This window comes from bacterium, from assembly GCA_024224155.1.
GTDB lineage: Bacteria > Acidobacteriota > Thermoanaerobaculia > Multivoradales > JAHEKO01 > CALZIK01.
This window is the reverse complement of sequence record JAAENP010000069.1, coordinates 1-4,840: the sequence shown is the minus strand read 5'-3', so window position 1 is coordinate 4,840 and position 4,840 is coordinate 1. Positions and strand designations below refer to the sequence as shown.

General features: G+C 63.1%; 6 protein-coding genes. 5 read left to right on the top strand and 1 reads right to left on the bottom strand.

The genetic code is table 11. The annotated features are described in order from the left end of the window. From GY769_04170 to GY769_04150, 5 genes are all read left to right on the top strand, one after another. Positions 1–825, top strand: an 825-nt coding sequence (locus GY769_04170) for a DNA methyltransferase (GenBank protein MCP4201110.1), incomplete at its 5' end; no start/stop codon positions are given. A 229-nt stretch (positions 826–1,054) separates the two neighbouring features. Then, a complete protein-coding gene (locus GY769_04165; protein MCP4201109.1) occupies positions 1,055–1,423 on the top strand; it encodes a hypothetical protein in 369 nt (122 codons plus the stop codon). Then, positions 1,420–1,779: an IS66 family insertion sequence element accessory protein TnpB gene (gene tnpB / locus GY769_04160; protein ID MCP4201108.1), complete on the top strand. Its 360-nt coding sequence runs from the start codon at positions 1,420–1,422 to the stop codon at positions 1,777–1,779. The genes GY769_04165 and tnpB overlap by 4 nt, the downstream gene beginning before the upstream one ends. Before the next feature lie 74 nt (positions 1,780–1,853). Beyond that, complete coding sequence (locus GY769_04155; protein ID MCP4201107.1) at positions 1,854–2,720, top strand: DUF4338 domain-containing protein; 867 nt, start codon at positions 1,854–1,856, stop codon at positions 2,718–2,720. A gap of 20 nt (positions 2,721–2,740) precedes the next feature. Beyond that, the gene (locus GY769_04150; GenBank protein MCP4201106.1) at positions 2,741–4,387 is read left to right on the top strand and encodes an IS66 family transposase; all 1,647 of its coding nucleotides are present in this window, start codon (positions 2,741–2,743) and stop codon (positions 4,385–4,387) included. A gap of 182 nt (positions 4,388–4,569) precedes the next feature. Here the strand turns inward: GY769_04150 and GY769_04145 are convergent. Then, on the bottom strand, positions 4,570–4,840 hold a 271-nt coding region (locus tag GY769_04145; protein ID MCP4201105.1), incomplete at its 5' end, for a toll/interleukin-1 receptor domain-containing protein.

Here is a 4,840-nt window from a genome sequence, read left to right as displayed (position 1 = left end):
GCGGCGATCGACGTCAACCAGGTCGCCCTTACGGTCTATCGCCACAACCTTCCCCACCCCACGGTCAGCGCCCTGGTCGAATCGGTGCCGATCGACCGGCTGCGGCGCTGGAACGCCGATCTGTGGTGGCTGTCGCCGCCCTGCCAGCCGTTCACCCGGCGCGGGCTGAAGCGCGACCTCGACGACCCGAGGGCCGAGACTCTGCTCGCCGTATTGGAGCGCATCGCCGAGGTACGCCCCACCTACGTCGGCTTCGAGAACGTCCCCGGCTTCGAAGGGTCGCGCGGCCACCACCGGTTGCTCTCGACTCTCGAGCGCGCCGGCTACGGCAGCGTCGCCGAGCACACCCTGTGCCCGACGGACTTTGGCGTTCCCAATCGGCGGCAAAGGTATTATCTGATCGCGGCCCGCGGTCGGCTGCTGCCTCTACCACCGCCGGAGCCGGCCGGCGCGGAGCTTCGCCGTTATCTGGATCCGGTTCCCGCTCCGGCGCTCGACGTCGAGCCCGGCCTGAGCGAGCGCTATCGCGGCGCGCTCGACGTCGTGGACGCCGGCGATCCTGCCGCGGTGACCAGCTGTTTCACCTCGGCTTATGGCCGTTCGGTGGTCCGCAGCGGCTCCTACCTCGCCGCCGGCTGCGGAATTCGCCGGTTCTCGCCCGCCGAGATCCTGAGGCTGCTCGGCTTTCCTGCCAGCTACCGCCTACCCCCGGATCTGCCACGGGGGAACGCCTGGCGCCTGGTGGCCAATAGCCTCTCGATTCCGGTCGTGCGCTCGCTCCTGAGCACCATCCCCGAGCTCGCGCCCCAAGAAAGCCAAGCCTGACGGCCTGGCCGATGGCGAAGATCAGGCGACGACCCGGCGACCGCGGGGACGGCTTCGCTCGACGTCGCTACGGGTGACCTTCGGCTCTGGGGTCGATGGCGGATCGATGGTGTCCTTCCGGTAAGCGTGCGTGACCGCCGCTGAGGCTGCCGCTACCGTTGGTGGTCTCTAACCATCCACCGACGGAGGACAGCCGATGAAGCAAGGATCGCCCCGCCCTACCCGCGACATCCTGAGTGACGTTGAGAGCCAGTTCGAGCGCTGGCGCCAGAGTCGGAAACGAGGCACCCGCATTCCAGAGACGTTGTGGCGAGCGGCGGTCGAGGCCGCTGGAGAGCTCGGTGTCTCGAGGGCGGCCCAGACACTGAGCCTTGACTACTACAAGCTGAAGAAGCGCATGGAGTCGACCCCGGAAGTTTCGGAGTCGGAGCCAGCTACTGGGCGAGAGTTCCTCGAGATTCCGCTGTTCGCGTCTGCACCGGAGTGCGTCCTCGAGATGAAGGACGCTCAGGGGGCTCGGCTGCGGGTCGAGTTGAGAGGGTCGGCAGCGGCGCATTGCCAGACGTTGGCCCAGGCCATGTGGAGTACGACGCGATGATCCAGGTGGCCCCGCAGATGCGCGTGCTGGTCGCGGTCGAGCCAGCGGACTTCCGCAAGGGCATTGATGGCCTGGCCAAGCTCGCCCGCGACGAGCTCGAGCACGACCCATTCTCCGGCTGCTTGTTCGTGTTCCGTAACCGCAAGGCCACAGCGGTGAAGATTCTGGTCTACGACGGTCAGGGGTTCTGGCTCTGCTACAAGCGCCTCTCCACAGGGCGGTTCCGTTGCTGGCCGAGCGGTCGGAAACTGCGAGCGTTGGAAGCCCACGAGCTGCAGGTATTGCTCTCGGCTGGCGATTTCGAGGCGGCGGGCGCGGCGCCGCCGTGGCGTCGCCTTCATGCCGCTGACTCGTAAAGGCAGAATATTTCTCTAGGGGCCTTGTGTTCCACGGTTTCTTCTTGTAGGGTGTTTTCACCGTGAAGGTGATAATGAAGTATCGAGGTCGCGAGATTACGGCCGGCGACATCCGGTTCATCGCCCATCTGATCGCCCGAAACCGTGGCGCGAGCCGACGAGCACTCTCGAAGATGCTGTGCGAAGCCTGGGACTGGCGCCAGGCCAACGGTGAGCTGCGGGACATGGTCTGCCGCGGCCTGATGCTGAAGTTGCACCGGATCTGCCTCATCGATCTGCCACCGGTACGCCAAACTCCGTTGAACAATGTGGTGATACGGCGCCGACCTGAGAGGGTCTCGATCGACCGCGCGCCCTGGCGCACGAGTCTGAAGCAGATCAGGCCGCTGGAGATCTTCCAGGTCCGGCGGAGGAAGGAAGAAGCGCTTTACGATGGGCTGATCGAGGAGCATCACTACCTCGGCTACACGCGGCCGGTGGGCGAGCACCTGAAGTACCTGATCGTGGCGTCGGATCGTCCGGTGGCGTGCATGGCATGGAGCTCCGCTGCGCGCCATTTGGGTCCCCGTGACCGCTTCATCGGTTGGTCGGGCCAGGCCCGTCGTCGCAACATCCGCTATGTGGCCTACAACACCCGCTTCCTGATCCTTCCCTGGGTGGAGGTGCCGCATCTGGCGTCGCACCTTCTCGGTCGCATGGCGCGTGGTCTCTGCGCAGACTGGGAGCGAGCCTACGGCCACCCGATCTACTACATGGAGACCTTCGTGGATCCGGCACGTTTCCGAGGCACGTGCTACTTGGCGGCCAACTGGATCGCTTTGGGTCAGACAACCGGACGCGGTCATAACGCGCGGACGAGCCAGGCCACGCAGCCGAAGAAGGAAGTGTTGGGCTATCCGCTGAGGAAAGATTTTCGCCAACTGCTCGGGGCGGTCTCATGAGTCGTCGCAAGCCCGGGCACATGGAGTTGGATACCGCCGAGCTGATGGCGATCCTCGAGCGTGTCAAGCCGTTGCTTGAGGCGGGGGACTACGAGAAGCTCAAAGCGAGTGTCGAGACCCTCGTCTGGCTGGAAGCCGAGCTGGAAAAGAAGGGCGCGAGAGTCGCGCGTTTACGCAAGGCCCTGTCCATTAACACGAAGAAGACCGAGAAGACGAGCGAGGTGCTCAAAGGGGCGGGTGCCACAGAGTCGCCGCAAGGCAACGACGAAGAGAGGAGCGGTGAGAAGCCGGAGAAGAAGAAAAAGAAGCCGAAGGGACACGGTCGTAACGGCGCTGACGCCTATGAGGGCGCGGGGAAGACCCAGGTGCCTCATGAATCGCTCAAACCTGGCGACTCGTGCCCGGAGTGCGAGACCACCAGCGCCAAGGTCTACCCCCTGATCAATCCAGTCAAGCTGGTGCGCGTCAGAGGCCAGGCACCTATTCAAGCGGAGGTTTACGAGCTCGAAGGACTACGCTGCAATCTCTGCCTTAAGGTGTTCCGGGCCAAGGCTCCGGAGGAGGTCGGGGAGAAGAAGTACGACGAGACGTCGGCGAGCATGATCGGGCTCTTGAAGTACGGCACTGGGCTGCCCTTCAACCGACTCGCGAGGCTGATGAAGAGCTTCAAGATTCCTCTTCCAACCTCGACTCAGTGGGACATCATCAGAAAGGCTGCCATCATCCTCAAGATAGCCTGCGAAGAGCTCATCCGGCAAGCAGCGCAGTGGGATATCTTCTACAACGACGATACCTCGATAAAGATCCTTCAGCTGCTCAAAGAGAACCAACAGATCGAACAGGCGGGATCGAAAGAGCGTACGGGGATCTTCACCTCGGCTATCGTCGCGAGCTGCGACGACCACAAGATCGCAGTGTTCTTCACCGGGCGCCAGCACGCCGGGGAAAACCTCGGGGACGTGCTCCGGCACAGGGCGAAGGAGCTCGAGAGACCGATGCATATGTGCGACGGGTTGTCGCGCAATGTGCCAAAGGATTTCGCGGACCTCCTGATCAAGGCCAATTGCATGGCCCATGGTCGCAGGAAGTTCGTGGAGGTGGCCGACAACTTCCCTCAAGAATGCCTACACGTGCTCAAGTCCTTGTGCCGCGTCTACCGCAACGATGCCACCGCCCGCAAAGAGGAGATGTCGCCCGAGGAGCGGCTTCGTTTCCATCAAGATCACTCCGCCAAAGTCATGACGGATCTGAAGAGCTGGATGAATGAGCAACTGGAGGAAAGGAACGTCGAACCGAACTCGTCGTTGGGGGGCGCCTTCTCCTACATGCTCAAGCGATGGGACAAACTGACGTTATTTCTGCGCAAGCCTGGCGCACCGCTGGACAACAATATCTGCGAACGAGCGCTGAAGAAAGCCGTCCTCCACCGCAAGAACGCGCTGTTCTACAAGACCGAGAAGGGCGCCCGCGTCGCCGACAGATTCATGAGCCTGATCTACACCGCCGAGCTGGAGGGAGTCGATCCGTTCGACTATCTCACCGAGCTTCTGAAGCATCCCGAAGAGGTGCGGCGCAGCCCCCAGGATTGGATGCCCTGGAACTATCAGGCGGCCGTTGCGGCAGCCGAGGCGGCGATCGCTCAGTCTGACGTCGACTTGGCGGCCTGAGCCGCGCGATCCGAGTCAGCAGTTGGTCCAAGCCGGGTGGCCGACTATCCGCGGCGCCTCGTCCCGCCGCAACTGATGGCCGCCGCCAATGGCCTCGCATTTGTTGGTGGCGAGGACGGCGTCTAGCCTCGCGTCGCCGCACTCCTGGTCGCAATCGCCGAGTAAATTGGCTCTACGCACGCTTACCGGAAGGACACGGATACTGCTGTGTCAGCGAGATATACGATCACCGGCTTCCGGGCGCCCCAGAACGCACCGAGCTCCGCCAGACACCAGTTCGATTTCACGGAGTTCTGAGTTGCCAGGAAAACGCAGACGGAACACTCCTCGATTGCTGCTCGGAGCTGGGCCCCGAGGTTCCGGCCGACTTTCATGGATCCGGGATCCCAGCAATCGATTCCTTCTCCCCTGAGCGCCATACGCAGGAGTTTGTATGCCGGATCCTCCTGGTCG

Coding starts and splice junctions, on each gene's coding strand:
- tnpB (MCP4201108.1), top strand. CDS start 1,420: ATGATCCAGGTGGCCCCGCAGATGCGCGTGCTGGTCGCGGTCGAGCCA.
- GY769_04155 (MCP4201107.1), top strand. CDS start 1,854: ATGAAGTATCGAGGTCGCGAGATTACGGCCGGCGACATCCGGTTCATC.
- GY769_04150 (MCP4201106.1), top strand. CDS start 2,741: ATGGAGTTGGATACCGCCGAGCTGATGGCGATCCTCGAGCGTGTCAAG.